The 24,290-nt window shown below is 59.0% G+C and carries 27 protein-coding genes, 1 tRNA gene and 1 riboswitch; of the genes, 16 read left to right on the plus strand and 12 right to left on the minus strand.

The window, feature by feature from the left end; translation table 11 throughout:
- Positions 1-82: 82 nt before the first annotated feature.
- The gene (locus ACRZ95_RS13695) at positions 83-529 is read right to left on the minus strand and encodes a hypothetical protein (protein ID WP_170679593.1); all 447 of its coding nucleotides are present in this window, start codon (positions 527-529) and stop codon (positions 83-85) included.
- Positions 530-719: 190 nt separating this feature from the next.
- On the opposite strand from ACRZ95_RS13695, the gene ACRZ95_RS13700 reads away from it, so the two are divergent.
- Positions 720-887 (plus strand): hypothetical protein, encoded by a 168-nt coding sequence (locus ACRZ95_RS13700; RefSeq protein ID WP_170679595.1) that lies wholly within the window; start codon positions 720-722, stop codon positions 885-887.
- The gene (locus ACRZ95_RS13705) at positions 875-1,954 is read left to right on the plus strand and encodes a tyrosine-type recombinase/integrase (RefSeq protein WP_170679597.1); all 1,080 of its coding nucleotides are present in this window, start codon (positions 875-877) and stop codon (positions 1,952-1,954) included. The genes ACRZ95_RS13700 and ACRZ95_RS13705 overlap by 13 nt, the downstream gene beginning before the upstream one ends.
- A 55-nt stretch (positions 1,955-2,009) precedes the next feature.
- On the opposite strand, the gene ACRZ95_RS13710 is transcribed toward ACRZ95_RS13705, so the two are convergent.
- Positions 2,010-2,085: transfer RNA gene (locus ACRZ95_RS13710), tRNA-Lys, on the minus strand.
- A gap of 212 nt (positions 2,086-2,297) precedes the next feature.
- Between ACRZ95_RS13710 and dapF the strand changes: the two genes are divergently transcribed.
- Positions 2,298-3,140, plus strand: a complete 843-nt coding sequence (dapF, locus tag ACRZ95_RS13715) for a diaminopimelate epimerase (protein WP_170679599.1) — start codon at positions 2,298-2,300, stop codon at positions 3,138-3,140.
- On the plus strand, positions 3,137-4,393 hold the full coding sequence (gene mtaB / locus ACRZ95_RS13720; protein ID WP_170679601.1) for a tRNA (N(6)-L-threonylcarbamoyladenosine(37)-C(2))-methylthiotransferase MtaB: 1,257 nt from the start codon (positions 3,137-3,139) through the stop codon (positions 4,391-4,393). Before dapF ends, mtaB begins: the two co-directional genes overlap by 4 nt.
- Positions 4,394-4,533: 140 nt before the next feature.
- On the opposite strand, the gene ACRZ95_RS13725 is transcribed toward mtaB, so the two are convergent.
- The 3 genes from ACRZ95_RS13725 to petA are packed head-to-tail and all read right to left on the minus strand — an operon-like array spanning position 4,534 to position 7,270.
- Entirely contained in the window at positions 4,534-5,322 is a 789-nt protein-coding gene (locus ACRZ95_RS13725; protein ID WP_170644066.1) for a cytochrome c1, read from the minus strand.
- A gap of 17 nt (positions 5,323-5,339) precedes the next feature.
- On the minus strand, positions 5,340-6,671 hold the full coding sequence (petB, locus tag ACRZ95_RS13730; protein ID WP_170379706.1) for a cytochrome b: 1,332 nt from the start codon (positions 6,669-6,671) through the stop codon (positions 5,340-5,342).
- A 14-nt stretch (positions 6,672-6,685) separates the two neighbouring features.
- Positions 6,686-7,270 (minus strand): ubiquinol-cytochrome c reductase iron-sulfur subunit, encoded by a 585-nt coding sequence (petA, locus tag ACRZ95_RS13735; RefSeq protein ID WP_170379708.1) that lies wholly within the window; start codon positions 7,268-7,270, stop codon positions 6,686-6,688.
- Between the two features lie 461 nt (positions 7,271-7,731).
- On the opposite strand from petA, the gene ACRZ95_RS13740 reads away from it, so the two are divergent.
- Positions 7,732-8,175, plus strand: a complete 444-nt coding sequence (locus tag ACRZ95_RS13740) for a cytochrome c family protein (RefSeq protein WP_170679603.1) — start codon at positions 7,732-7,734, stop codon at positions 8,173-8,175.
- Positions 8,176-8,178: 3 nt separating this feature from the next.
- On the opposite strand, the gene ACRZ95_RS13745 is transcribed toward ACRZ95_RS13740, so the two are convergent.
- Positions 8,179-8,787 (minus strand): glutathione S-transferase, encoded by a 609-nt coding sequence (locus tag ACRZ95_RS13745; RefSeq protein ID WP_170679605.1) that lies wholly within the window; start codon positions 8,785-8,787, stop codon positions 8,179-8,181.
- Between the two features lie 56 nt (positions 8,788-8,843).
- Complete coding sequence (locus ACRZ95_RS13750) at positions 8,844-9,473, minus strand: FMN-binding negative transcriptional regulator (protein WP_170679606.1); 630 nt, start codon at positions 9,471-9,473, stop codon at positions 8,844-8,846.
- 54 nt (positions 9,474-9,527) lie between these two features.
- Positions 9,528-9,682, plus strand: a riboswitch (FMN riboswitch).
- A gap of 75 nt (positions 9,683-9,757) precedes the next feature.
- Here ACRZ95_RS13750 and ACRZ95_RS13755 point away from each other — a divergent pair.
- The 5 genes from ACRZ95_RS13755 to cobO all read left to right on the plus strand — a co-directional run bounded on the left by ACRZ95_RS13755 (position 9,758) and on the right by cobO (position 13,729).
- The gene (locus ACRZ95_RS13755; protein WP_170679608.1) at positions 9,758-10,195 is read left to right on the plus strand and encodes a 6,7-dimethyl-8-ribityllumazine synthase; all 438 of its coding nucleotides are present in this window, start codon (positions 9,758-9,760) and stop codon (positions 10,193-10,195) included.
- Between the two features lie 141 nt (positions 10,196-10,336).
- On the plus strand, positions 10,337-11,437 hold the full coding sequence (aroC, locus tag ACRZ95_RS13760; RefSeq protein ID WP_170679610.1) for a chorismate synthase: 1,101 nt from the start codon (positions 10,337-10,339) through the stop codon (positions 11,435-11,437).
- Entirely contained in the window at positions 11,421-12,083 is a 663-nt protein-coding gene (locus ACRZ95_RS13765) for an HD domain-containing protein (protein ID WP_170679612.1), read from the plus strand. Before aroC ends, ACRZ95_RS13765 begins: the two co-directional genes overlap by 17 nt.
- A gap of 54 nt (positions 12,084-12,137) precedes the next feature.
- On the plus strand, positions 12,138-13,073 hold the full coding sequence (locus tag ACRZ95_RS13770) for a DMT family transporter (RefSeq protein WP_170640659.1): 936 nt from the start codon (positions 12,138-12,140) through the stop codon (positions 13,071-13,073).
- Between the two features lie 56 nt (positions 13,074-13,129).
- Positions 13,130-13,729 carry a cob(I)yrinic acid a,c-diamide adenosyltransferase gene (gene cobO, locus ACRZ95_RS13775; protein ID WP_170679614.1) on the plus strand — a complete coding sequence of 200 codons (600 nt, stop codon included), beginning with the start codon at positions 13,130-13,132 and terminating at the stop codon, positions 13,727-13,729.
- Here cobO and ACRZ95_RS13780 read toward each other — a convergent pair.
- From ACRZ95_RS13780 to ACRZ95_RS13795, 4 genes are all read right to left on the minus strand, one after another.
- Positions 13,723-13,911, minus strand: coding sequence for a hypothetical protein (locus ACRZ95_RS13780; RefSeq protein ID WP_170679616.1), 189 nt, complete (start codon positions 13,909-13,911; stop codon positions 13,723-13,725). The genes cobO and ACRZ95_RS13780 overlap by 7 nt on opposite strands.
- Before the next feature lie 251 nt (positions 13,912-14,162).
- Complete coding sequence (locus ACRZ95_RS13785; protein ID WP_170679618.1) at positions 14,163-14,528, minus strand: hypothetical protein; 366 nt, start codon at positions 14,526-14,528, stop codon at positions 14,163-14,165.
- Between the two features lie 111 nt (positions 14,529-14,639).
- Positions 14,640-15,590, minus strand: coding sequence for an AraC family transcriptional regulator (locus tag ACRZ95_RS13790; protein ID WP_170494359.1), 951 nt, complete (start codon positions 15,588-15,590; stop codon positions 14,640-14,642).
- Between the two features lie 111 nt (positions 15,591-15,701).
- Positions 15,702-16,568 carry a branched-chain amino acid aminotransferase gene (locus ACRZ95_RS13795; protein WP_170679620.1) on the minus strand — a complete coding sequence of 289 codons (867 nt, stop codon included), beginning with the start codon at positions 16,566-16,568 and terminating at the stop codon, positions 15,702-15,704.
- A 159-nt stretch (positions 16,569-16,727) separates the two neighbouring features.
- On the opposite strand from ACRZ95_RS13795, the gene ACRZ95_RS13800 reads away from it, so the two are divergent.
- The 6 genes from ACRZ95_RS13800 (at position 16,728) to dxs (ending at position 21,985) form a co-directional block, all read left to right on the plus strand.
- Positions 16,728-17,240 carry a MarR family transcriptional regulator gene (locus ACRZ95_RS13800; protein ID WP_170459388.1) on the plus strand — a complete coding sequence of 171 codons (513 nt, stop codon included), beginning with the start codon at positions 16,728-16,730 and terminating at the stop codon, positions 17,238-17,240.
- Positions 17,237-17,938, plus strand: a complete 702-nt coding sequence (locus tag ACRZ95_RS13805) for a response regulator (protein ID WP_170379735.1) — start codon at positions 17,237-17,239, stop codon at positions 17,936-17,938. Before ACRZ95_RS13800 ends, ACRZ95_RS13805 begins: the two co-directional genes overlap by 4 nt.
- 69 nt (positions 17,939-18,007) lie before the next feature.
- Complete coding sequence (locus tag ACRZ95_RS13810; RefSeq protein WP_170679623.1) at positions 18,008-18,934, plus strand: histone deacetylase family protein; 927 nt, start codon at positions 18,008-18,010, stop codon at positions 18,932-18,934.
- Positions 18,931-19,173 (plus strand): exodeoxyribonuclease VII small subunit, encoded by a 243-nt coding sequence (locus tag ACRZ95_RS13815; RefSeq protein WP_120634800.1) that lies wholly within the window; start codon positions 18,931-18,933, stop codon positions 19,171-19,173. Before ACRZ95_RS13810 ends, ACRZ95_RS13815 begins: the two co-directional genes overlap by 4 nt.
- The gene (locus ACRZ95_RS13820) at positions 19,174-20,040 is read left to right on the plus strand and encodes a polyprenyl synthetase family protein (protein WP_170679625.1); all 867 of its coding nucleotides are present in this window, start codon (positions 19,174-19,176) and stop codon (positions 20,038-20,040) included.
- Between the two features lie 16 nt (positions 20,041-20,056).
- Positions 20,057-21,985, plus strand: a complete 1,929-nt coding sequence (gene dxs / locus ACRZ95_RS13825) for a 1-deoxy-D-xylulose-5-phosphate synthase (protein ID WP_170679627.1) — start codon at positions 20,057-20,059, stop codon at positions 21,983-21,985.
- Positions 21,986-21,994: 9 nt separating this feature from the next.
- Here dxs and ACRZ95_RS13830 read toward each other — a convergent pair whose 3' ends face one another.
- Positions 21,995-24,205 carry a hypothetical protein gene (locus ACRZ95_RS13830; protein ID WP_170679629.1) on the minus strand — a complete coding sequence of 737 codons (2,211 nt, stop codon included), beginning with the start codon at positions 24,203-24,205 and terminating at the stop codon, positions 21,995-21,997.
- Positions 24,206-24,290 lie beyond the last annotated feature (85 nt).

The following is a 24,290-nucleotide window of genomic DNA, read 5'->3' on the forward strand; positions in this document are numbered from 1 at the left end:
CTGAGAGTTCACCCTTCTACGGTGTGCTGAATACAGGCTGAGTCCAATAAGAACGCGTCGGCCAATGATCTAAGCTAAGTTCTTAATTCTCGGTATGCGCCTTCGGCTGCTTTTGTTTGGCGAGCGACATTTCCTTGGTTACCGAAACCAAGAATTCTACTCCGGCAAATGTTAGCCCAAGGTGTTTTTCGCGCGCATCGCTTCCCGGCTCCTTCACAATCCAGCCAAGCCCGGGTCTTCCAGATGGTCCATCCCCAAGTATTTCGCAATGACGCCTCGCCGTTCCATGACCGATGTCGAGCGCTTCAGCTACGTCCTTTATTGTTGGCTCTTGATCTGTTTGGGCAGCCGCGCGCCTAGCAATAAAGATAAAGGTCCTCAAAGTTCCAACGGTAAGGTCTGGTCTTTCACGGCGGCATTCGGAGAGAAAAGTTTCAAATTCGTCCCACGTTAGGCTCTCTTTGCTTAAAAAGCCTGACACTTCGTCAGGTAGTTTGCCAAGGAATTTTGGGAAAAAGAGAAAAAACAATTTTTTCAGCGCCTTGAGTGGGATTTTGATTGACTATCGCGCACACGTTCTATAATTTCCTGCCAACGAAGTCAACATCCCCAAGGCGCACCCCAATGAGATCCCTCTATTCATTCCCCAAAATACGCTGAACTTTAGCTGCTTCAGAGTGGCGCAAGTTTTTCGTTTTCCAGGAATCGTGGAGGGCAAAATGAGCCGTTCAAAATCGATCTTCAAACAAAGCGACGTGACAAAGATTCTAAAATCATTTCGCGACGTAGGGCTGCCAACACCGACAATCGTTGTCGAGCCGCAAAGACTGACGATCACCCCAACAGAATTGGCAATCGAAGAGGAGGCAAACCAGTGGGACGCGTAACAAAAACAAGAAAACAGTTCCCGGGGGCGACATATTACAAAGATCGCCACGGAAACCGTCGTTGGCGCTTTCGTCAGGGAGGTTTCTCAGCTGAGCTAGGAACAAGTTACGGCAGTGATGAGTTCATCAAAAGGTATGAAGCCGCGCTCGAAAACCAAAAAGAACCAGCACATTCGCGGGCACCAAAGACAACGCAGGGCTCTATTTCAGCTCTTATTGACTCATGGTATCGCAGTCCTGACTTCATGGCGCTCGAGGACAGCACTAAACGCGTCTATCGAGGAATCGTAGAGCCACTGCGCTTGCGGCATGGAAGGAAGCCCGTACATCAGATGAGGCGCCGACATGTGGAGGAAATTTTGGCCGATAAGGCTGAAACACCAAATGCGGCGAATAATCTTCGTAAGCGCCTGATCCAATTGTTGGATCACTCAATTAAGCTGGAATGGCGCGACGACAATCCGGCAAAAGCAACAAAACCATATTCAGTTGAATCGGTAGGGTTTCATACTTGGGAGGAAGAGGAAATCGAAAAATTCCTTGAAAAACACCCCCAAGACACGCTTGCGCATACTACAGTCACACTGATGCTGTTCACGGGAGCTGCTCGGGTCGACGCAGTTAAGCTTGGTCCGCTCAACATTCGCAATGGACGTTTGCAGTACCGACGGCAAAAGACAAAAAAGAAAAGCGGAGTCCTCATCGACATCCCTGTTCATCCTGAGCTTAAGGCTGTTTTAGACCGCTTGCCAAAAGATAGACCTTTCCTCGCAACAGGGGCAGGAAACGTACGTAGCGAGAACAGTCTCGGCAACATGATGCGCAGCTGGTGCGATGAGGCTGGTTTGCCTGAATGCACAGCCCACGGCCTACGCAAGGCGTGCGCTCGCAGACTCGCCGAAGCGGGGGCAACCGCTCACCAAATCATGGCCGTGACTGGTCATAAGACCCTGGCGCTTGCACAACGATATACCGTCGCAGCATCGCGCAAAACCCTTGCAGATTCGGCATTCGAAAAGATGTCAGCAAGCACAAAGAATGAACAAAAACTGGCGAACCGCACGTGATGGTTCGCCAAGCTTCATCTCAAGCCCCTACAAGGAAAGGCAAATTTATGAAAAGTGGTGAGCCGTGCAGGATTCGAACCTGCGACCCACTGATTAAAAGTCAGTTGCTCTACCAACTGAGCTAACGGCCCACTCTTTTGTCTGGATCTTTGCGATCCGTGGCGCTCTTTAAGGCATTTTCCCGACCGGGTTCAAGACCTTATTTTGCACTTCGTTTCGCCAGAGTAATCAGTGTTTACGGCGACCCGATAGGCGGCCTAATTAGGCAGGTGGCGCAGGGGGGTCAAGCCCTTTTTTCAGGAATCGTCACCGCAGGGTGGATTCATCGCAAGACCAACGTTATATGCCCGCCATGCAACAGAGACTCTATAACGGTTTGCCCTTCATGAAGATGCACGGGCTGGGCAATGACTTCGTTATTGTCGACGCGCGCGCGCAGGCGACACCGATCAGCGCTGCATTGGCAAAGGGAATCGGGCACCGGCAGTTTGGTGTGGGATTCGATCAGCTGGCAGTGATCGAAAAAGGAGCGGCCGACGCGCATCTCGTGTTCTACAACGCGGACGGGTCGACTTCGGCCGCTTGTGGGAACGCCACACGGTGTATCGCCCGTTTCCTGATGGAAGAGAGCGACAAAACAGACCTGACCCTGACGACCGAACGCGGCACCTTGTACGCGCAGGATGCAGGCAACGGCCTGACCTCGGTCAATATGGGGCAGCCCCAGCTAGACTGGCAGGACATACCGCTTGCAGAAGAGATGGACACGCTGGAACTGCCGATCGAGGGCGCGCCCTCGGCAACAGGCATGGGCAACCCCCATTGCACGTTTTTCGTGGACGACGCCGAAGCGATTCCCCTGGCCGAGTTCGGCTCGCGGCACGAACACCACCCCCTTTACCCTGAACGCACCAATGTGCAGGTGGCGCAGGTGATCGGGCCGGACCACATCCGTATGCGCGTCTGGGAGCGTGGGGTGGGCATCACGCTGGCCTCAGGGTCCTCGTCCTGCGCTACAGCCGTCGCCGCGGCCCGGCGCGGCCTGACGGGGCGCAAGGTTCAGATCGAGCTGGACGGCGGCACTATCTGGATCGATTGGCGCGATGATGGCGTCTGGATGACCGGACCGACCTGCCATGTGTTCTCGGGCACTCTGACCCCGGAATTCCTGAGGTCACTGGGATGAGCGCCCCGAAATTCACCACTCTGGGCTGTCGCCTGAACGCCTATGAGACTGAGGCGATGAAAGAGCTGTCTCAGCAAGCGGGTCTGCAAGATGCGGTGATCGTGAACACCTGCGCCGTGACGGCCGAGGCGGTTCGCAAGGCCCGGCAAGAGATTCGCAAGCTGCGCCGCGAAAACCCCAACGCGCGCCTGATCGTGACCGGATGCGCCGCGCAGACGGAACCGCAGACCTTCTCGGCGATGGAGGAAGTTGATGCCGTGATCGGCAATACTGAGAAGATGCAGCCCGACACCTGGAAAGGCATGGCGGCTGACTTCATCGGCGAGACCGAAACCGTTCAGGTCGATGACATCATGTCGGTTACCGAAACGGCAGGTCACCTGATCGACGGCTTCGGCACCCGCTCACGCGCCTATGTGCAGGTCCAAAATGGCTGTGATCATCGCTGTACCTTCTGCATCATCCCCTATGGCCGCGGGAACTCACGCAGCGTACCCGCCGGTGTGGTCGTGGATCAGATCAAGCGGCTGGTCGACAAAGGCTATAACGAGGTCGTCCTGACCGGCGTTGATCTGACCTCATGGGGCGCGGATCTGCCCGCGCAGCCCAAACTGGGCGATCTGGTCATGCGAATTCTGAAGCTCGTGCCGGATCTGCCGCGCCTGCGCATCAGTTCGATCGACTCGATCGAGGTGGACGAAAACCTGATGCAGGCCATCGCGACCGAGCCGCGCCTGATGCCGCACCTGCACCTGTCCCTGCAGCATGGCGACGACCTGATCCTGAAACGAATGAAACGCCGCCACTTGCGCGATGACGCCATCCGTTTCACCGAAGAGGCGCGCAGCCTGCGGCCCGACATGACCTTTGGTGCCGATATCATCGCTGGCTTCCCAACGGAAACCGAGGCGCATTTCGAAAACTCCCTCAAACTGGTCACGGACTGCAACCTGACCTGGCTGCATGTCTTCCCCTACTCCAAGCGCGAAGGCACGCCAGCGGCGCGAATCCCACAGCAGGTCAACGGCAAGATCATCAAGGACCGCGCCGCCCGCCTGCGCACAGTCGGAGAGGCGCAGGTCGCCAAGCACCTCTCAGCACAGATCGGTCAAACCCATCACATCCTCATGGAAAACCCGCATATGGGCCGCACCGAACAATTCACTGAAGTCAGTTTCGACACCCCCCATCCAGAAGGTCAAATCGTCACCGCGATGATCACCGGACAAACTGCGACCCAGCTACAAGCCTGATCCGCTCTTCATCTGGCCAAAAATACCTCGGGGTGAATTGGCCGCAGGCCAAGATGGGCTGGCCCCTTTGCCCCATCAAAAAGAAAAACCCCCGCGACCTTAAAGGCGCGGGGGTCTTCAATTTCAAAAGCTCAAAAGCTTTACTGCTCGCGCAGCTTGCCTTTATGCGGTGCCCACAGGCGCTTGTTGACCAGATACAGCAGCACCGACAGAACGGTCAGGAAGATCACGCCGACAAAACCGGCGTTCTTTCGGTCCGTCAGCTTGGGCTCCGCGGCCCACATCAGGAAGGCTGCAACGTCTTCGGACATAGCTTCGACAGTGGCCGCGTGGCCATCGGCGAATTCAACCTGATCTTCGGACAGTGGCGGGCCCATCGAAATCCAGCCTCCGGGGAAGGCCTTGTTTTCGTAAAGGATGGTACCTGCCTCTTCCTTCTCTTCACCTGTGTAGCCGTCCAGCAGAGAGGCGATGTATTCCGCGCCGCCCATGCCTTTGACCAGTTGGTTGATGCCCAGACCATAAGGACCGTGGAAGCCCGCGCGGGCTTTTGCCATCAGGCTCAGGTCCGGCGCGCCAACACCGTTATTCGCTGGGAAGTGGTCGGTCGGGATTGCCGGACGGAAATCGTCCAACTCGGGGTCGAAAACCTCGAAATTGTCCGCCGCGTAAGTGATCACCTGCTCTTCACTGTAACCTAGCGCTTCCAGATCGCGCAGAGGAACGTATTGCAGGCCGTGGCAGGCCGCGCAGACTTCGGTATAGACCTGAAGACCGCGTTGCAGCTGGTTCTGGTCCCAGGTTCCAAACGGACCCTCAAACGAGAAGTCGAAATCCTCGATGTGAGTGTCATAGTCACCTGCCGCAAAAGAAGCGGCAGGGGTAAGGGCCAGGGCAAACGCAGCGCCGATTGCAAGTTTCTTGAACATGTTTCCGGTCCCTCTTCTTACTCGGCCGGCGTGGCGTCGGCGTCAGCCTTGCCATAATGCGCGTTGAAGTCTTCTTCGATGGTCTCAGGCGGAGCCAGAGGTTTCTCGATCACGCCAAGCAGCGGCAGGATTACGAGGAAGTACGCAAACCAGTACGCAGAGGCGATCAGCGAGAATGTCGCATAGGGCTCTTCCGCAGGCATCGCACCCAGCCACATCAGGGCAAAGAAGTCGATGATCAGCAGGTAGAACCACCATTTGAACATCGGACGATACCGACCCGAACGCACAGTCGAGGTGTCCAGCCAAGGCGCCAGTGCCATGGCTAGGATCGCACCGAACATCGCCAGAACACCGAAGAATTTCGCATCAATGATGCCGCCGGTGATGAAGCTGGCGAACTGAACAACCCAGACCTCGCCGGTGAAGGCGCGCAGGATCGCATAGAACGGCAAGAAGTACCATTCGGGCACGATATGTGCAGGCGTCACAAGCGGGTTGGCTTCGATATAGTTATCGGGGTGACCCAGATAGTTCGGCATGAAGCCAACGATGGCCCAGAACACGACCAGGATGACCGCCAGAGCGAACAGATCCTTGATCACGAAATACGGCCAGAAGGGCAGCGTGTCTTTCTCAGCCTCGGCCTTTGAGCCGCGACGCACTTCAACACCCGTAGGGTTGTTGTTGCCGGTGGTGTGGAAGGCCCAGATATGCACAATAACCAGCGCCGCAATGATGAACGGCAGCAGATAGTGCAGCGAGAAGAAGCGGTTCAGCGTGGCGTTATCCACTGCGGGTCCACCCAGCAGCCATGTCTGCAACGCATCACCCACAAACGGGATCGCGCCAAACAGGCCGGTGATCACGGTCGCACCCCAGAAGGACATCTGGCCCCAGGGCAGAACGTAGCCCATGAAGGCGGTGCCCATCATCATCAGGTAGATCAGCATACCGATGATCCACGTGATCTCACGCGGGGCCTTGTATGAGCCGTAGTAGAGACCACGGAACATGTGAATGTAGACCGCGACAAAGAACAGCGATGCGCCGTTCATGTGCAGGTAGCGGATGAAGTAACCGCCATTCACGTTACGCATGATGTGTTCGACGCTGGCAAAGGCCAGATCGACATGCGGCGTGTAGTGCATAACCAGCATGATGCCGGTGACGATTTGCAGCACCAGGCAGAAGGCCAGAACGATGCCCCAGATCCACATCCAGTTCAGGTTCTTGGGCGTGGGGATCATCAGGGTGTCGTACATCAGGCCGACAATGGGAAGGCGGCTGTGCAGCCACTTTTCGCCGTTTGACTTCGGCTCGTAGTGATCGTGGGGAATGCCGGACATTAGTTGGGTCTCCCTTAGCCGAGTTTAATGGTTGAAGCGTCGACCCACTCGACCGGTGGGATCGGCAGGTTCTCAGGCGCGGGGCCTTTACGGATCCGGCCTGCCAGATCGTAGTGCGAGCCGTGGCAGGGGCAGAACCAGCCGCCAAAGTCGCCTGCATCACCCAGAGGCACGCAGCCCAGGTGGGTACAAACGCCCATCTGAACGATCCACGCGCCCTCTGCCTCGCCTTCGGGCGATGGCATGACGCGGTTGGCGTCGGTCGCGGGTGCATCTGCGTTGATGTTGAAGTTCCGGGCCAGCGGGTCTGGCAGGTTACCTACCGCTTCTTCGTCCTGCTGCTGCGCTTCGGCGATTTCAGCGCCGGTGCGGTGACGGATGAAGACCGGTTTACCCAGCCACTTGACCGTCAGCTGTGTACCCGGCTCAACCCCGCTTACATCCGTACGGATCGAGGACAGAGCCTGCACATCCGCCGACGGGTTCATCTGATTGATCATAGGCCATACCGCAGCACCGGTCGCTACGACCCCTGCGCCGCCCGCGACGTAGTACAGGAAATCTCTGCGGGTGCCTTCGTGGTCTTCTACGTGGGACACGAGGTTTTCTCCGATTGTCTAGCGCCCGTGCGAACGGGCCAATAGCTGGAACCCGGCACGGATGCCGGGTCTTAGCGGAATTCTCTACCGAGCAGAATAGTATTCGTCCAGCGGTGTTGAATGCGCAATACGCCGCATCTGCGTAATTTATCATCGCGCGGGGCAGTCTTTTTGATGTTTCTCGCCCTCATGTTTCAACGAAGCGTCGAATCAGCCCCGCTTGATTCGCGCCCTGTGACCCCAATCTGACCGGGACCAGCGAACCTGGGCCGACAACACAAGCGGGTCGCATTGGCGCGAAAACCTGAAAAATCCGACATACGAAACCGGGTTTGTTGACCAACAAATCATATGCCTGAAATAGACGATTTTTCGCGCGCCGAACGGGCCTGTTTCCTGTTGCACTTATTGCGCGAATACCTGATGCCCGGTTTCGCGCGAACGCCGATCAGGAGACCCCCATGTCAAAGACCCACTTGGCCGCCGTTCTGTTAACGATTTCTATTTCGACCCAAGCCACCGCGGCCGGAGACCCCGCCAAAGGCGAAAAACTCTACAACCGCTGCTCGGCCTGCCACGCGATCATCAAGGATGGCGAGGTTCTGGTCAAAGGCGGCATCACAGGCCCCAACCTATACGGGGTTGTGGGCCGCACCGCCGGATCCGAGAACGACTATCGCTATGGCAGCGAACGCCTACCCATCGGCATGTTCACCGACGACATGATCCGCGCTGGTGACGCAGGTCTGGTATGGACCGAGGAAAACATCGCCGCATACTCCGAGGACCCGATCGGGTTTATCAAGGAGTTTCTTCAGGACGATACCGCCCGTCCGAATATGAGCGTGAAGCTCAAGAAAGGCGCGGACGACATCGCCGCCTATCTGGCGACATTCAGCCAGTAAGGTTTACGTAACAGGGCGCGTGGCGACCATGCTCGGACGCGCGTCAAACTCGGTAAACCAGGTTGCGAGGGCATCATTGCCCTTGCGCCAGCCCCGCGCGTCGTGGCGCAGATCCAGATAACCCAGCGCACAGCCCACGGCCACCAGTCCCATGTCCAGCGGACCCGACAGATGCGCCATCCAACGCTGATTCAGGACGGCACAAGCGCGTTCGACCTTGACCCATTGCGAGTCGACCCATTCATCCCATTGTTTGTCTTCGGGACGCAGTCGGCTTTCATAGGTCATCAGCAGCGCCGCATCCAAAATGCCATCTGCCAGCGCCTCAAGCGTCAGAACATCCCAGCGCCGCGCACCCTCGGGATAAAACCGCCCCCCGGCGCGGTCATCCAGAAAGGCGCAGATCACGCGACTGTCGAACAGGGTCGGGCCGTCAGGCCGCTCCAGCGCGGGAACCTTGGTCAAAGGGGCCTTGCCGATCAAGGGCGCGGCTGGAGCCACTGGCGTACCCGCCACCGTTTCCAACTCAACATCCTCTAGCTGCTCTGTTTCATGCAACAAAACCATGACCTTACGGACATAGGGCGAAGTCAGACTGTGATAGAGTTTCATGCGCGCACTCCTTTGTTTGGGCCGACCTTACAGCAGGGTGCAGAAAACAAAAGCCGTCATTTGCCTGAGGGCTCCACAGCGCGCATCAACGCCTGTAGGGCCTGCACCTCCGAGCCGATTCCAAAACTCCCGACCTGCTCCGCCGCCCGCATCCGAACGTCGTCAGGTTTGTTCTGGTTCAGCTTCCACGTGCCCTGAATATCCTCAACCCGCATCCGGCAGGGCAGAATCATCCGCATCATCCGCTCCAGCGCGTCGTCGTCCATCTTGCTGCTGTGCCACGGCAGCTTCGGGCGCAGCCTTTCTTCGAAAAACGCCGACTGTCGGTCCAACAGGTCTCGCATCTCATCCGCCGGGCGCAATTCCAGAACGCCGATCAGATGAACGGCGACATAGTTCCATGTCGGCACCTGATCGCTCACCTCATACCAATCGGGCGAGACATAGCTGTCCGGACCAGAAACCGCGATCCGCGCCGCCTGCGGTGCCTTCAGCAACCGAACAATCGGATTCGACCGGACAAGATGTAGCTCAGCTAACGAGCCATCTTCGGACAGCAGAAACGGCACGTGGCTGATCATTGGCGCAGCATCCGTCGACACGGCCAAAACGCCAAAACCGCGGTCGCAGGCAAAGGCGATATGTCGGCTGATCTCCTCAGCGCGAAAGGCGGGATTCGGGTGCATGAGACTCCTCCTGCCAAATCTCTTGCAGAGGAGGCCCAATCTATGCAAGGTCCGCCTCGTTCTCAGGGCGGGGTGAAATTCCCCACCGGCGGTATGCGGGCGATGATCCGTAAGCCCGCGAGCGGCCTCACCGTGTTTACGGAAAGGTGTCAGCAGATCTGGTGAGATGCCAGAGCCGACGGTTAAAGTCCGGATGAAAGAGAACGTGCCAGACGCGTCGATGATTCGGCGTGTCTGCTCGTGATCGCCTTGGGTGAAGTGTCTGTTTTGCTAAGGAGATCATGATGACACACACCCGCTATGCTTTTATCAAAGCCAACTGGCATTCCGATATCGTCGATCGCGCGCTTGAGGGGTTTCTGGAGCTCATCCCAGCCGATCAGGTTGACGTGCTCGACGTCCCCGGCGCGTTTGAAATGCCCCTGATCGCGCGTGATTTGGCCCAAACCGGTCAATACGCAGCCGTCGCCTGCGCTGCCTTCGTGGTTGATGGAGGCATCTACCGTCACGATTTCGTGGCCCAGGCCGTGGTTGATGGCCTGATGCGCGCAAGCCTCGACACAGGCGTCCCGGTCCTGTCGGTCTCGCTCACTCCACACCAATATCAGGAAACCGACCACCACAACGCCATCTACCGCGACCACTTCGTGCAAAAAGGGCGTGAGGCCGCCAACGCCGCCCTCAACATCACGAAAACCCGCCAGGCGATCAAGGCAGCCTGATCCTTCTTCTGTTTGAAAATACCTCGGGGGAGGCGCGCTTGCGCGGCGGGGGCAGAGCCCCCTCTCCCCATTTCAAACGCAAATCCACTTGAGGCCAAAGGCTCTCCCCGCTAATCACAACCCCGTAAAGGAGCCCGCCCCATGTCGATGAACAGCTTTGGACACCTCTTCCGCGTCACCACCTGGGGCGAAAGCCACGGGCCCGCTTTGGGCGCGACGGTCGACGGCTGCCCCCCCGGCGTGCAAATCGACGAGGCGATGATCCAGCACTGGCTGGACAAGCGCAAACCGGGGCAGAACAAGTTCACCACCCAGCGGCGCGAACCTGATCAGGTCAAAATCCTGTCCGGCGTGTTCGAAGGCCAGACCACCGGCACGCCCGTTCAGCTGATGATCGAAAACACCGACCAGCGCTCGAAAGACTACGGTGATATCATGGAAAAGTTCCGCCCGGGACATGCCGATATCACCTACTGGCAGAAATACGGCATCCGCGACTATCGCGGCGGAGGGCGCAGCTCGGCCCGTGAAACCGCGTCGCGCGTCGCGGCCGGAGGGCTGGCGCGCGAAGCAATCAAACAGATCGCGCCCAATGTGCAGATCACCGGCTACATGACCCAGATCGGCCCGCACAAATTCGACCACGCCAATTTTGACTGGTCGCAGATCGAACAGAACCCCTTCTGGACGCCTGACGCCCAGGCCGCCGAGGATTGGGCCGCCTATCTGGATGACCTGCGCAAGTCCGGAAACTCGGTCGGTGCGATCGTCGAAGTCGTCGCGCGCGGCGTCCCCGCCGGGCTTGGCGCACCGATTTACGCCAAGTTAGATACTGATCTCGCCGCCGCGATGATGTCGATCAACGCCGTCAAAGGCGTCGAGATCGGCGAAGGCATGGCCGCCGCCGAACTGACCGGTGAGGCCAACGCGGATGAGATCTTCATGGGCCAGAACGGCCCTCAGTACAGCTCGAACCATGCGGGCGGCATTCTGGGTGGCATCTCGACCGGACAGGACATTGTGGTGCGCTTTGCGGTCAAACCGACCTCTTCAATTCTGACCACGCGCAAGACGATCACCAAATCTGGTGAGGAAACCGAGATCATCACCAAAGGCCGCCACGACCCCTGTGTCGGCATCCGCGCGGTTCCGGTCGGCGAGGCGATGATGGCCTGTGTGATCCTGGACCACCTGCTGCTGCATCGTGGCCAGATTGGCGAGAACCGTGGATATATCGGCTGATCTGCGCACGCGTCTGCGCGGCATCGTCGCGCAGCGTATGCAAACCGATCCTGCCCATGATCTGGCCCATCTGGACCGTGTCTGGCGAAACGCGCAAGCGATTGCAGACGATAAGGCGGACATGGCAGTACTGCTGGCCGCCAGTTACCTGCATGATCTGATCAACCTGCCAAAGAACGACCCGAACCGCCACTTGGCCTCACGCCAATCCGCGCAGGAATCAGAGCCTATTCTGCGAGAATTGAGCTTTTCTGACGCGCAGATCCAAGCCACCCAACACGCGATCGAGGCCCACAGCTTCTCGGCCAACATCCCGCCCCGCACATCCGAAGCCCGCATCCTGCGAGATGCGGACCGGCTTGATGCACTGGGGGCCATCGGTATTGCGCGCACTTTTGCGGTCGCGGGTGCGTTGGGCCGGGATCTCTACGACCCCGAGGATCCATTTGCCAAGGCGCGCGATCTGGACGACCTGAATTTCTCGATCGACCACTGGAAAGTAAAGCTGCTGAGCCTGCCCGACGATATGCTGACCGAGGCGGGCCATGCTCTGGCACTAAAACGCCGGGCACAGATGCTCGAATTCCTCAGGGCCTTCGCGGATGAAATCGGCCACCCCTTGCCCGCGCCATGGGAAACCCCCTGATTGGTACAATCCCGTCGTTGATCTTTCCGCGCCAAAAGCGCAGGTTCCCGGCCAATGGCACAATCCTTGACATCGCACCGCCCCGCTCTTGCTGTGGGCTTGAAGTTGACCGCCTTGATGCTGTTCACCTTGATGTCGGCCTTGGTCAAAGCGTTGTCCGAGGACTTCCCGCCGGGTGAGTTGGTCTTTTTCCGGTCGCTCCTGGCGATTCCCGTCATCATTGCCTGGCTGATCTGGCGCGGGGAGTTGTCACAGGGCTTTGTCGTCAAGAAACCCATGGGCCATTTCTGGCGTGGCGTTCTGGGCACCAGCGCAATGGGTTTGACCTTTACCGGCCTCAGCCTGCTGCCTTTGCCCGAGGTCACCGCCATTGGCTACGCGACCCCGATTTTCACCCTCGTCCTGGCCGCCCTGCTGTTGGGTGAGCGCATTCGCATGATCCGCATCGGTGCGGTGATGCTTGGGCTGGTTGGGGTTCTGATCATGCTTTGGCCTCGGCTCGGCAGCACCGAGATGGAGGTGGCGGCAACGATTGGCGCCCTTTGCGTTCTGGCTGCAACCATCGCGCGGGCTTTTGTGCAAATCCATATCCGGCAATTGGTCAAGGTCGACCACCCCGCCGCCATCGTGTTCTATTTCTCTATCACGGCAACGCTGCTTTCATCGCTGACCGTGTTTTGGGGTTGGACCATGCCGACACTGGATCAGGCTCTGTTATTGGTCGTTGTGGGTCTTATCGGTGGGGTTGCGCAGATCCTTGTGACCTCGTCCTATCGGTTTGGTCAGGCATCGATGCTGGCGCCTTATGACTACACCACCATGCTGTTCGCCATTGCAATCAGCTATTTCTGGTTCGATGAGCTGCCGACGCTGGCGATCTTGCTGGGTGCGGCACTGGTGATCGCGGGCAATGTGGTCGTGGTTTGGCGCGAACATCAGCTGGGGTTGGAGCGCGGCAAGGCGCGGTCTCTGACCGACCACAAACCGTGACTTTACCTTTCGCCAACTTCGCTTAGTTTGAGCGCAACAATCAATGAGGGCTCCGCATGAGTGACGCACAAGACCACAAGGAAAAGATGCAAGAAGTGCAGGCCAAGCACCGCAAGAAAGTGTCCGAAGCGGTCGACCCTGACCGCGGCCTGGTGCTGATCAATACCGGCAAGGGCAAGGGTAAATCCTCGGCCGCTTTTGGTGTGGTGATCCGTGCGCTTGGTTGGGGCCAAAAGGTTGCCGTTGTTCAGTTCATCAAGGGAAAATGGAAAACCGGCGAGCGGCGCTTTTTCGAAGAACGCGATCTCGTGACATGGCACACAATGGGCGAAGGCTTCACCTGGGACACTCAGGATCGTGAGCGCGACATCGCCGCCGCAACCGCCGCGTTCGACAAGGCCTGCGACCTGATGGCCAGCGGGGACTACGATCTGGTCGTTCTGGACGAGATCAACATCGCGTTGCGCTACGAATACCTGTCGGTTGAACGTGTGATTGAGGGACTGAACGGGCGCTCGGACAAGACCAGCATATTCCTGACGGGCCGCGATGCCCCGCAAGAGCTGCGGGACTATGCCGATCTGGTCACCGAGATGACCGAAGAAAAGCACCCGTTCCAAGCCGGGATCAAAGCCCAGCGCGGCGTGGACTACTGATCGCGCGTCCTTTTGGGTGGTTCATTGACAACATCGTCCGAGGGCTGTTGGTTCAGCTCTCGGCATTTTTCTGCGTCGCAGGTTTTGCGATCCAGATAGGCCTCGACATCCGAGGCCAGCGAGTCGCAATCGCAGGACGCGCAAAACGGGTCGGATAGCAGCTCTTCAAATCTGGTACGCATCGGTGCCCTCGGTCGTTCCCGGAACGGTGGCAGGCCATCACGACTGAACTTGCTGAGCCCACAGACCGCCCCGGAACCATGTGCTTGATCGGTTCATCTGGCGTTGATTTTTTCTGACTGTTTTTGTCGGTTTTTGCAAGGGAAAACGACCGGGCAAGACAGCGAGTCTGCTTTGCCCGGAAAAACAGACCCTAAAAAGGGAAAAGCCGCGCAAGATGGCGCGGCTTTGAGCAGTGAGGGATAGACTGGAATCAGGCCGCTGCGGTCTGTTCCGGCGCGCTGAGCGAGATCACAGCGACAACAGCGGCCCCGTTCAGCCAGTAGAACAGCGCGTCGATTCCCGAAAAGCCAAGCAGGCTGGGGACCAACAGGAAGGTCACGCCAACGGCCAGATCCACGGCCAGATGCAGTTTGTAATGCAGCACCCGCCAAATCCCCAGGTGATGATCGGTGAGTACCGTCAGGACGAAAGCAGCAACGCCGGTGACAACGGACAGCCACAGCGCCAGCGGATTGGATTGGCCCAGTCCAAGCACAAAGGGCAGCACCATCAGCGCAACGGCAACAGGATAGTCGAGATAGGCGTGAATATTGCGGGTGACAAAACGGAGGGACATCTGGATTTCCTTTCCTCAATCAGAGACAGATCAAGAATAGGACCTGCATTGGGAACGTAGCAGCCCAGATCGTTTGCAAAACATTGCAGATCGTTCAGAAGTGTCGGTGGATCAGTGCATCTCGCGATAAGCGGCGGGGGACACTCCGACCTGTTTCTTGAACACCCGCGAAAACGCCGCCTCAGACGCATATCCGGCCTCGGCTGCGGCGTCGGCCACGTTCCAACGCCCCTCGGTCAGACCGTGGCAGGCGATCTGCATCCTCCAGTCCGTCAGATATTGCATCGGGGTGGTTCCCATCTTCTCGGCAAAGAGCTGAGCGAAGGCCGTGCGCGACATCGCGGCCTCATTGGCAAGGCTGGCCACGCTCCACTCTTGCGCGGGGGCTTGGTGGAACGCGGTCAAAGCGCGCGAGATCCGCGGGTCTGCAAATCCGGCCAGGGCGTCATCGTCGGGGCTTTGATGTTCCAAATAGGCCCGGATCGCCTGCGCAAACAGCACTTCGGACAGTTTCAGGGCAATCAGGTCGCCGCCAATCCGCGCGCCGGACACTTCTGAGCCGATCATGCGCAGGGTGGCCTCGATCCACGATCCCGCCTCTTCTCCATAGTTCTGGATCAGTATGTAGGGCGGCAGCCGGTCGATCAGCATATGACCAGTGCCATTCCGGCCAGCCGGTCCTGTGAACGAAAAATGTCCGCAGATCAGTTGGGTATCGCGTTCTTCGTCCCCGCCGCCATAGACTAGAACGCCGTCACCGGTATAGCCCGCGATGTCGAGGACTTGCTCTAACGGCAGAGCGTCAAACGGCCTGACCTCGTTGCACAACAGCGCATGTTGCGCGCCATGCGGGATTACGATCAGGTCACCCTGTTTCAGACGCACGGTCTCGCCAGTTGCCGGGATGTGGACCTTTAGCTCTCCGCGCTGGACGAAATGAAACCGGGCCACGTTTTCAAAGCCGGGCACTTGAATCCCGAAAGGCGGGGTGAAGGAGGTTCGGAAATAGAACGTGCCGCGCAGGGATAGGCGGGTGAGGATATCGCTGAGTAGGTCCAACATAGGACAAAGATACAGCGCAGCACGTCAAGGTCCATGCTGTTGAACGATCTGCAAGACACTCTGCACGATCTGCAACAAAAACCCCCGCCGAAGCAGGGGTTTCAGTTCTTATCAGGAGCGGACGAGTTTCTCGTAGTCTTCTGCGATTTCGCGGGTCAGGTCGCCCACTTCAAAGGTGTAGTCGCCAATCTGCCCGACCGGAGTAACCTCGGCCGCCGTTCCGGTCAGCCAGCATTGTTCGAAATCAGCCATTTCCTCGGGCTTGATGCGGCGTTCATGCACTGTGATGCCCTTGTCTTTCAGCATCTGGATGACGGTCTGACGGGTGATACCGTTCAGGAAGCAATCCGCCAGCGGAGTGTGGACCTCACCATCCTTGACGAAGAAGACGTTGGCCCCGGTGGCCTCGGCCACATAGCCGCGCCAATCCATGAACAGCGCATCCGAGCAGCCCTTAGCCTCGGCCTTGTGCTTGGAGATGGTGCAGATCATGTAGAGGCCCGCCGCCTTGGCGTGAACCGGAATTGTCTCAGGGCTGGGGCGTTTCCATTCGGCGATGTCCAGCTTGGCACCTTGCATCTTGGCGTCGCCGTAGTAGGCCCCCCACGGCCAGACGGCGACAGCCATCCGCACGGGGTTCTTGGCCGATGCCACGCCCATATCCTCGCCCGAACCACGCCAGACCAGCGCGCGGACATAGGCGTCCTTCAGGCCGCTGGCTTTCAGGGCCTCTTCCTTGGCGGCCTCGATCTGATCCACATCGTAGGGCATCGGCATGTCCAGTGCCTCGGCCGAGGCGATCAGACGTTCGGAATGTTCCCGGCTTTTGAAGATCTTGCCGTTGTACGCGCGCTCGCCTTCGAACACGGACGAGGCATAGTGCATCGCATGTGTCAGGATGTGGACATTTGCCTCGCGCCATGGGACCAGCTTGCCATCCAACCAGATGGTACCATCACGATCATCATACCCCGCCATGCGAAACCTCCTGAACCGGGTTGAATTTGCGAATGTTGCGCTAGTTAGGACCGGAGCGGACACAATCTTGCGCAAAAACTGCGATTCGATACCTGTCTGCCCTTGGAATGTCAATAAGGCTGACTTAAACTGCAGGTCGAGTAACGCATGAGGCATGATATGTCCGAAATCCGCCCCGCCCCGATTTATGGGGGTGAAAGCCTGTTATTCCTGACTGATGAGCAGTTGCGGCAGGGGATTGAGGCGATGTTTTTTGCTTATCGGGGGTTCACGGCAGATCCGGATCGAATCCTGTCGGACATGTCTTATGGGCGGGCGCATCACCGGGCGATCCACTTCATCAACCGCGCCCCCGGCACGACGGTCAACAACCTGCTGGCCATTCTGGGTGTGACGAAACAATCCCTGAACCGGGTGCTGCGGACCCTGATCGAGGACGGCATGGTCGAAAGCCGGGTTGGGACCGTCGACAAGCGCGAGCGGCATCTGTTTCTGACGGAAAAAGGCCGCGCGCTTGAGGCGACATTGTCAGACGCCCAGCGCGCGCGGATGCGGGCCGCTTACAAGGATGCGGGGCCCGAGGCCGTGGCTGGTTTTCGCAAAGTACTTGAAGCAATGATGGATGCTGATATGCGTCATGCTTACAAGAAGTTGCGGGATACGACCTCATGAGCGATATGGATGCCCACCTGCTGATCGTCGATGATGACGAACGCATTCGCGACCTGCTGAAGAAGTTTCTGATGCGGAACGGGTTTCTGGTGACCGCGGCGCGGGACGCGGCGCATGCGCGGCGTGTACTGTCCGGGCTGGACTTCGACATGATCGTTCTGGATGTGATGATGCCCGGCGAGGATGGCGTGAGCCTGACCAAAGCGCTGCGCGAGACCCACAGCACTCCGATCCTTCTCCTGACGGCGCGCGGCGAGACCGAGCATCGGATCGCTGGGCTTGAGGCCGGGGCCGATGACTATCTGGCCAAACCGTTTGAGCCGAAAGAGCTGTTGCTTCGCATCAACGCCATTCTGCGGCGGATGCCCGAAGCTCCTGCTCAGGATGCGGCAGCGAAAATCCTGACCCTTGGCCCGATCCGCTATGATATCGAGCGTGGTGAGATGTGGCAGGGGGAGGACCCGGTGCGTCTGACCGCAACCGAAAGCCAGTTGATGAAGATCTTCTCGGCCAAACCGGGGGAGCCGATCAGCCGGGCAAAACTGGTTGAGGATCTGGGACGCGACAAGGGGCAGGCGCAGGAGCGGGCCGTCGACGTGCAGATCACGCGGTTGCGCCGCAAGATCGAACAGGACCCCAAGCAGCCACGATACCTGCAAACCGTGCGCGGAGCAGGGTATATGTTGGCACCGGATTGACCGGGCCGCTGCGCGGCGATTTTGTGCCTTCGGCGAGGATATTTTTAGCCAGATGAAGAGGGGATCCCGATGAAGACGGCCTTGTTGACCCATGCAGATTGTCTGGGCCATGTCACCCCCGATGGCCATCCTGAGCGGGTGGCGCGGCTAGAGCATATACTACATGCGCTGGAGGCATTGGACCTGGACTGCAGGACCGCTCCGATGGTGGCGGATGACGATTTGCTGCGGGTTCACCCTGAGGACTATATCCGCGATATTCGGGCCACGCGGCCTGCCGAAGGGTTTGCGCAGATTGATGGCGATACGTTTATGTCTCCAGGCTCGGTCGATGCCGCGTATCGGGGCGCTGGGGCCGTTGTTCGGGCGGTGGATCTGGTGCTGTCCGGCGAAGTCCCGAACGCATTCTGCGCCATTCGCCCGCCGGGTCATCACGCAGAAACCGACAAGGCGATGGGATTTTGCCTGTTCGGCAATGCAGCTTTGGGTGCGAAACATGCGCTGGATCATCACGGGCTGGCCCGTGTTGCGGTGGTGGATTTCGATGTACACCACGGCAATGGCACGCAAGACCTGTTATGGGACGAGAAACGCGCGCTTGTGATCACCAGCCAGCAGATGCCCTTATGGCCAGGCTCCGGTCGACCCGATGAAACCGGGGCTTACGACACGGTTCTGAACATACCCCTGCCACCTGCAAGCGGTGGGGCTGAGATGCGCGCAGCCTATGAGTCGCAGGCCTTCCCGCGCCTGAGAGCCTTCAAGCCCGAACTGATCATTATCTCGGCCGGGTTTGATGCCCATCAGGACGATCCACTGGCCAATCTCAACTGGTCCACGGGCGACTTCGCCTGGATCACGTCTGAGCTGTGCAAGATCGCCGACGAGGTTTGTGAGGGCCGTATCGTCTCGACTCTCGAAGGCGGGTATGATCTGAACGCATTGGCCGAGGCGACACGCGCCCATGTGGAAGAACTGATGAAGGCAGCACGATGACCGATACCCCCGTTGAGCAGATGACGTTTGAACAGGCGATGAAAGAGCTTGAGGCCGTAGTCGGCCAATTGGAACGCGGTGACGTGGCGCTGGATCAGTCGATTGCGCTCTATGAACGCGGCGCGGCTTTGAAAAAGCGCTGCGAAGATGAGTTAAAGCGCGCTGAGGAAAAAGTCGCCGCGATTACGCTGGACGCCAACGGGCAGCCAACCGGGACGACTCCAGTCGAAGGTCAGTAAATGTTTCGCGACAGGCTGGCGCAGGATGCGGCGCGGGTTCAGAGCCATTTTGATCTGGTTCTGGGGGAACTTGACGATCTTGATGTGACGCGGGCCATGGCCTACGCCACCGAAGGCGGAAAGCGTCTGCGGGGGTTTCTGGTTCTGGAAAGCGCGCGCTTGCATGGCGTTAGTGCCACGCAGGCGATCTGGCCCGCGACCGCGATTGAGGCGTTGCACGCTTATTCCCTCGTCCATGATGACCTGCCCTGTATGGATGACGATGACCTGCGGCGCGGGCGCCCGACGGTTCACGTGAAGTGGGACGAAGGCACTGCTGTTCTGGCCGGGGATGCCTTGCAGACCCTGGCCTTTGAGCTTTGCACGCGGGCTGACGTCGGCAAGCCCGAGATTCGCGCCGAACTGGCGATGACTCTGGCCAAGGCAAGTGGGGCGCAGGGCATGATTCTGGGTCAGGCACTGGATATTGCGGCTGAAACGGCCTCTGCCCCTCTGTCGCTGGACGACATCACGCGGCTGCAAGCAGGCAAGACGGGGGCGTTGATCGAATGGTCCGCCTGTGCGGGCGCTCGGTTGGCGCAGGCTAATCCGACCCCGTTGCGCCAATATGCCCAAGCCCTTGGGCTTGCTTTTCAAATCGCCGATGACATCTTGGATATCGAGGGCGATGCCGAAAAGGCCGGAAAACGGCTGCAAAAAGATGCAGATGCGGGCAAGGCAACCTTTGTTTCGCTTCTGGGAATGGATGCAGCCAAGGCCCGTGCAGCAGAGCTGGTGGGCGAAGCCTGCGCCGCGCTGGATGGGTACGGGGCCAAGGCTGAAACCTTGAAGGACGCTGCTCGCTTCGTTATTGCCCGGGACAGCTAAGCCAGGAACGCGCCAAATGTCTGACCGTCCGAATACGCCACTGCTGGACCTTGTGAACCGCCCTGCGGATCTGAAGCAGTTCTCGGATGCGCAACTGCATCAGGTGGCGCAGGAATTGCGGGCCGAGACGATCTCGGCCGTGTCGGTCACCGGCGGGCATCTGGGCGCAGGCCTTGGTGTGGTTGAGCTGACGACGGCGCTGCACGCAGTCTTTGACACACCACGCGACAAGATCATCTGGGATGTGGGGCATCAGTGCTATCCGCACAAGATCCTGACCGAACGCCGCGATCGTATCCGTACCTTGCGCATGAAGGGTGGCCTCAGCGGCTTCACCAAACGCAGTGAAAGCCCCTATGACCCGTTTGGCGCGGCGCATTCCAGTACCTCGATCAGTGCCGCATTGGGCTTTGCCGTCGCGCGTGATCTGGGCGGTGTAACGCCCGAGGGGCTGGGCGATGCGATTGCGGTGATCGGCGATGGCTCGATGTCTGCGGGCATGGCGTTTGAGGCGATGAACAACGCAGGCCACCTGCGAAAGCGCCTGATCGTGATCCTGAACGACAATGAGATGAGCATCGCGCCGCCTGTGGGCGCTCTGTCGACTTACCTGTCGCGCATCTACGCCGAGGAACCGTTTCACGAGCTGAAGGCCGCCGCCAAAGGCGCGGTCTCTTTGCTGCCCGAGCCGTTCCGCGAAGGGGCCAAGCGCGCCAAAGAGATGCTCAAAGGGATGGCCGTTGGCGGGACCTTGTTCGAAGAGTTGGGGTTCTCTTACCTCGGCCCGATTGACGGGCATGACATGGACCAGTTGTTGCCGGTTCTGCGCACCGTCAAGGCACGGGCGACTGGGCCGATCCTGATTCATGTGTTGACCAAAAAGGGCAAAGGCTACGCCCCGGCCGAGCAGGCCCGCGACAAGGGCCACGCAACCGCCAAGTTCGATGTGGTCACAGGTGAGCAGAAAAAAGCGCCCTCAAACGCGCCGTCCTATACCTCGGTCTTCGGCAAAACGCTGGTCGAAGAGGCCGCACGGGATGACAAGATCGTCGCCGTCACTGCCGCCATGCCCGATGGCACCGGGTTGAGCCTGTTTGCGGAACGCTACCCCTCTCGCTGTTTTGACGTGGCGATTGCGGAGCAGCATGGCGTGACCTTCTGTGCCGCGCTGGCTGCGGGCGGGATGAAGCCGTTCTGCGCGATGTACTCGACATTCCTGCAGCGTGGCTATGATCAAGTTGTGCATGACGTGGCGATCCAGCGCCTGCCGGTGCGCTTTGCCATCGACCGGGCCGGGCTTGTTGGCGCGGATGGGGCCACCCATGCCGGCTCCTTCGACATTGCCTATTTGGCCAATCTGCCCGGCATGGTGGTCATGGCCGCCGCAGATGAGGCCGAGCTGATGCATATGGTGGCCACCGCAGCAGCCCATGATGACGGCCCGATTGCGTTCCGCTATCCACGGGGAGAGGGCGTTGGCGTCGACCTGCCCGAACGGGGCGAGGTTCTGGAAATCGGCAAAGGTCGCCTGATCCAAAAAGGCGCGCGTGTGGCTTTGCTGTCGTTCGGCACCCGTCTGGCCGAGGTTCAGAAAGCAGCCGAGGCCTTGTCTGTTCGCGGAATCACTCCGACCATTGCGGACGCGCGCTTTGCCAAGCCGCTGGACCGTGATCTGATCCTCGATCTGGTCGAAAACCACGAGGCGCTGATCACCATCGAAGAAGGCGCAGTGGGCGGGTTCGGCAGCCACGTTGCGCAGCTTCTGGCCGACGAAGGCGTATTTGATCGCGGGTTCAAATACCGCTCGATGGTCTTGCCCGACATCTTCATTGATCAGGCCAGCCCGGCAGATATGTACGCGGTGGCGGGCATGAACGCAGAACAGATCGAAGCCAAGGTTCTGGATATTCTGGGCGTTGCGACCATCGGTGAAAAACGCGCCTGATCGCCGCGTCTAACTCAGTTCCTTCAACCCCAGCCGCACGGCCCGGTTGGGGTTTTGTTTCAGGATATGCGCCCCAAGGCGGCGGGCGAGGTCCTTGTGCCCTTTCTTGACCGCGCGATTGAACAGCTCTCGCTGGTAGCGCGGGAATTGTCTGCGGGCGCGCAGAAGGGTGTAGAACTCAGCCTCGGTCAGGGTTCCGTTCAACGCCCCCAGAATGATCGGGTGCAGGATACCCATTTGCAGCAGAGAGGACCCCAACCGATGCCCCAACAGCGGCGCGCGCAGATGCGAGACGTTGGCGTTCGTGAACCGCGCCGCGTGACCGGCATCCAGCGGCTCATAGGGATCATAGAGGATCGACACCCGTCGCGCCGCCTGACTGACCTGCGCGGCATCGCCATAAGGGCCGGTAAAGTCCCGATCCCAAACGGTTTTATAGCGCGTCTCCCACGGGACAACGGACTTGTCGACCGTGCTTTGCGGTGAGATGGCAACCACATCGCAGCCCGGCGCTGCCGGAGAAAAGGCGCAGGCCGCATAGCCGCCCATCGAGGCCCCATAAAAGACAACACGCTGAAACTGGTCGAAGAAACCGCTCTGCTTCAGCTCATCGAATTGGTCATAAACCCAGGGTTCGCGATACCACGTCCACCCGCCCGCGATGGCCGAGAGCATCGACCAGTTCTGCTCTTTGATGAAGGAATATCCCCAGGGGCGACGGTCTTTGCGATTGTTCATCGCCACGTCCAGATTGTCGAAGGTCACCACAAGAGTGTCCTTGGACCGCGGCATATAAAGCAGTGAGTGCCCGTTCTCGCCGGGCCTGTACCAGCCGTCCTTGCCTGCAAGATCCGTCGCGATCCGCGCCCAGCTGCTTGCGGCATCGGTGGGTTCGGGCGGTTTAGGCAGGACCTTCACGCGGGTGACCTCGTGCCCGTCAACCTCATGCGTGGCGATCTTTTCATTGGTCCCGAAGGCCTTGAGGAAGGGAAACGCGCCCGAGCCTTTTCGGATATCCATGAACAGCTGCGTGTTGGAATGCAGCATCCGGATCAGGAACTTCTCAAGGAACGGCACCCTATAGTGATCGCCAAACCCTTGGAGATTGCACAGCACGTCCACCGGCTTAAGCCGGTCCTCTGAGGTGATGATTTCGATCCGGTCCCGGTCGACCTCATGATCGGTCAGAAAGGCGACATAGTCGGCAATCCACGGCTCTTCTTCGGATTTGAACTTACCGCGACGGTTGACGTCGACCAGCTTGACGTCGCAATCGAACTTGTGATGCAGCGCCAGAACAAAGCTGCGCGCCTTGCCGGTCAGATCCGCGACCGAGCGGACCTCGGTCAGGTCGACCTCATCAATCAGCGCGCCGTCAAACACCGTATGCCCTCGCCCTTTGATCGGCGAGAGGACGGGGTTGATGCCCGTCTCGGCCACAAGTTTGGCGAGGTAGGTGCCCTTAGGCGGCAGGCCGTTGTGATGATTGCCCAACTGGCGCTTGTTCGAAGCCCACAGATGAAGTGCCGTGGTGTCTTCGGTAATCAGCTGCTTGGCCAACGCCACACGACGCATGAACTTGTAGCGCTCGGGGAAGGTGACCGGGTAGAAGGCGCTGACCGGCAGGGCGTGGTGCTCCAAACCCAACGCGTGAACAAAATGGGTTACCATCATCGGCCCCCAGACACCCCATGGCTGTTGCGAAATGTGAACCGGGTTGCCGCTTTCCGCCGCCTGCTGCATGGCGCGCTGTTTCGCCTTCGGCAGGAACGGCGCGATTGAATAGCGATCCTCGGTGAAGTCCAGCATCTGGCGCAGCAGCTCACTGTCCGAAGGCATCCCCAGCACCGCGTTGTTGATCCGAGGCGAGTCCGGCAGCTCATACCCAAAGACATAGTCGCAGTCATAGGTCATGGGGCGGTGGCAAAAGACATCCGTGTCGATCCAGATCATGCCGGGGCATTTCTGGATCATGTGCAGCCGGAACCAATCGGCGAACAGCGCGAATGAGTTCTTCTGTTCGTATTTGATGAAATCGTCGGTATCTATGATCTCGCGCCCGTCGCGGCGGATCACACCATCAGGGACGTTGGGGATATCCTCGTAGGAAAACAGGGTGATCTTCTGCCCCTTGTCCACAAAGGATTTCAGGCACAGCTGTTCAAGCCAACTGAGCGGGCCACCGATCCATAACGTGCCAACCTCGCGCGTGCGTGCCATCCGCGTATCCTTGTGCCTGCGTGTATTTTGGCACACGCGTCGTTTTCTTGATCCTAAGGTCTTGCGCCGCGCTTGGGTACCGCCA

It is taken from the genome of Ruegeria sp. AI3, assembly GCF_056541245.1.